At 60.0% G+C, this 3,032-nt stretch carries 4 protein-coding genes; 3 read left to right on the top strand and 1 reads right to left on the bottom strand.

The window, feature by feature from the left end:
* On the top strand, nucleotides 1-858 hold an 858-nt coding region (locus DBR24_RS23955; RefSeq protein ID WP_128615975.1), incomplete at its 5' end, for a DUF4917 family protein.
* A gap of 102 nt (nucleotides 859-960) precedes the next feature.
* On the opposite strand, the gene DBR24_RS23950 is transcribed toward DBR24_RS23955, so the two are convergent.
* Entirely contained in the window at nucleotides 961-1,503 is a 543-nt protein-coding gene (locus DBR24_RS23950; RefSeq protein ID WP_128615974.1) for a helix-turn-helix domain-containing protein, read from the bottom strand.
* Nucleotides 1,504-1,609: 106 nt separating this feature from the next.
* Between DBR24_RS23950 and DBR24_RS23945 the strand changes: the two genes are divergently transcribed.
* Both DBR24_RS23945 and DBR24_RS23940 read left to right on the top strand, forming a co-directional pair.
* A complete protein-coding gene (locus DBR24_RS23945; RefSeq protein ID WP_128615973.1) occupies nucleotides 1,610-2,392 on the top strand; it encodes an aldolase in 783 nt (260 codons plus the stop codon).
* Nucleotides 2,393-2,414: 22 nt separating this feature from the next.
* A partial coding sequence (locus DBR24_RS23940; RefSeq protein WP_256591780.1) for a dihydrodipicolinate synthase family protein occupies nucleotides 2,415-3,032 on the top strand: 618 nt, incomplete at its 3' end.

The raw sequence follows: 3,032 nt of genomic DNA, 5'->3' as shown, positions 1-3,032 counted from the left end.
AAACCGCTGAGCCCGTCGGAACTGAGCGTGTTCGACGCGATGCAGACGCGCAGCTTCGAGCAGGTACTCGGCGCGCTGAAAACCACCAGCCGGGTGAACAAGGCGCTGGCCGTCAGCTCGGCGGCACCGCGCAACCGCTACTACGCGATCAAGGAAGCGCTGATCAATACCGTGCACGCGGTGCACATTCCGTGGCGGCTGGTGCAGGCCTCAACCCTGGCGACGCTCAACGAAGAACTGGCGCGTTATCGCACGGTGTTCACCACCAACTACGACTTGCTCAATTACTGGGCGCTGCAACACAACAATGAGGCCATAGACGACCTGTTCAACGGCCCCGATGCCAGTTTCGACCTGAGCGAAAGCAGCAGTGAAAAGCCGCGCCTGCTGTACCTGCACGGCGGTCTGCACCTGGTGCGTAATCAGGACGGCACTGCGCGCAAACTGACCTCGACCGAAGGCACCCTGCTCGGCAGTTTTGCGATCAACAACACGATCAAGACGCTGGACGACGTGCCGCTGTTCGTCAACGAAGGGCCGAGCGCGGACAAGCTCAAGACCATCCGCAGTTCGGATTATCTGTCGTTCTGCTATGAGCAGTTGCTGGGGCATGGCGACAGTCTGTGCATCTTTGGCCATGCCCTGGGTGAACAGGACGCCCACATCGTGCGCGCCTTGCGGTTGGCGAAACCGAAGACCGTGGCGATCTCGATTTATCCGCGCAGTGCGGCGTTCATTCAGCATCAGAAGCGGCATTACGCGAAGGTGTTCGAGGGCACGGGCGTTGAGTTGCGTTTTTTTGATGCCAAGAGCCATGCACTCGGCAGTCCGAAACTGTCGGTGCCGGTCGAAGTTTAGTGGCGAGGTTACCGACGCCATCGCGAGCAGGCTCACGTCTACAGGGGATCGCATTTCAACTGTAGGAGTGAGCCAGCTCGCGATAGCTTTAGCCCAATCAACTCATTCTTCGGTGCTGTGCACCACCACCAGCAACTGCGCCTGCACCTCGCCCACCGAGCGGATCCGGTGTGGCTTCTGTGCATTGAAGTGCAGCGCATCGCCACGCTCGAGCAGCACCTTCTCGTTCATGAAATCGACTTCCACCTGCCCTTCGTGGACGAACAGAAACTCCTCGCCCACATGCTCCTTGAAGGTCTTGTCGGTGAATTCCTTCGCCGGGTAAATGATGAACGGCAGCAGGTTGCGATCGCTGACCTGATGCGCCAGCACCGCATACCCGGGGCTCTGATCGTTGGCCGCCAGGGACTGGCGTTCGTGGCTGCGCACCAGGCTGTAGCTGTCGAGGCTGACGCTGTCCTCGGAGAACAATTCCTCGACATTCACGTTCAGCGCTTTCGCCAGTTTCAGCGCGGCAGCGATCGACGGCGTGTTCAACCCGCGCTCGACTTTCGACAGGTAACTCTTGGTCATGCCGGATTTTTCGGCCAGCGCCTCAAGCGTCACCCCAAGTTTTTTTCTCAATAATTTCAAACGGATAGACATGCGCAGCGGTTATTCCAGCAAGGAAGCGACGATTTATACTTGCCAATGACACTTTGTGTCATATAGCCTCTTTCGTGTCATTTGCTCTCACCCAAAGGACACACACATGGCCAAGACATTAGCACTACCCAAAGAACAACTGGTCAAGCAAGCGCTGACCCAGATGCAAAAAAGCCTGGCGGATAATACGTGGACTGACCGGCAAAAGCTGGCACTGACCTGCCGGATTCTATTCGAGAATGGCCACGACTCCGGTCTGGCCGGACAAATCACCGCCCGTGGCCCACAGCCCGGCACCTATTACACTCAGCAACTGGGCCTGGGGTTCGATGAAATCACCGCGAGCAATTTGTTGCTGGTCAATGAAGACCTGGAAGTCCTCGAAGGGCACGGCATGGCCAACCCGGCCAACCGTTTCCACAGCTGGGTGTACCGCGCCCGGCCAGACGTGAACTGCATCATCCACACCCACCCGGCGCACATTGCCGCGCTGTCGATGCTGGAAGTGCCGCTGCAGATTTCCCACATGGACCTGTGCCCGCTGTACGACGACTGCGCGTTTCTCGAAGGCTGGCCGGGCGTGCCGGTGGGCAATGAAGAAGGTGAGCTGATTGCCGGCGCGCTGGGCGACAAGCGCGCGATTCTGCTTTCGCACCACGGCCAGTTGTCGACCGGCACCACGATCGAAGAAGCCTGTGTCATCGCCCAACTGATCGAACGCGCCGCCAGGCTGCAACTGCTGGCGATGGCGGCCGGCACCATCAAACCGATCATTCCGGCGCTGGGCCGCGAGGCCCATGACTGGGTGTCGAAACCCAAACGCCACGCCGCCGCTTTCAACTACTACGCCCGGCAGAACCTGCGCCAGCACGCCGATTGCCTGAACTGATTTCAGCTTTTTCCGGAGACTCATCATGTCCAACATTCACGGCATCATCGGCTACACCATCACCCCGTTCGGCGCGAACGGTGAAGGCCTCGACCTGCCGGCGCTCGGCCAGTCTATCAATCGCCTGATCGACAGCGGCGTCCACGCCATCGCCCCGCTGGGCAGCACCGGCGAAGGCGCCTACCTGAGCGACGCCGAGTGGGATCAGGTAGCCGAGTTCAGCATCAAACACGTGGCCAAACGGCTGCCGACCATCGTCAGCGTGTCCGACCTGACCACCGCCAAAGCCATACGCCGTGCACGCTTCGCCGAAGCCCACGGCGCCGACGTGGTGATGGTGCTGCCAGCCTCGTACTGGAAGCTCAGCGAAGCGGAAATCCTTGCGCACTACCGCGCCATCGGCGACAGCATCGGCGTGCCGATCATGCTCTACAACAACCCGGCCACCAGCGGCACCGACATGTCGGTGGAACTGATTCTGCGCATCGTCAACGAGGTGGAAAACGTGACCATGGTCAAGGAGAGCACCGGCGACATTCAGCGCATGCACAAGCTGCAACTGCTCGGCGACGCTCAGGTGCCCTTCTACAACGGCTGCAATCCGCTGGCGCTGGAAGCGTTTGCCGCTGGGGCCAAGGGC

The sequence above is a fragment of the Pseudomonas sp. HMWF006 genome (assembly GCF_003061205.1).
Taxonomy (GTDB): domain Bacteria; phylum Pseudomonadota; class Gammaproteobacteria; order Pseudomonadales; family Pseudomonadaceae; genus Aquipseudomonas; species Aquipseudomonas monsensis.
This window is presented reverse-complemented; position numbering and strand designations above follow the sequence as displayed.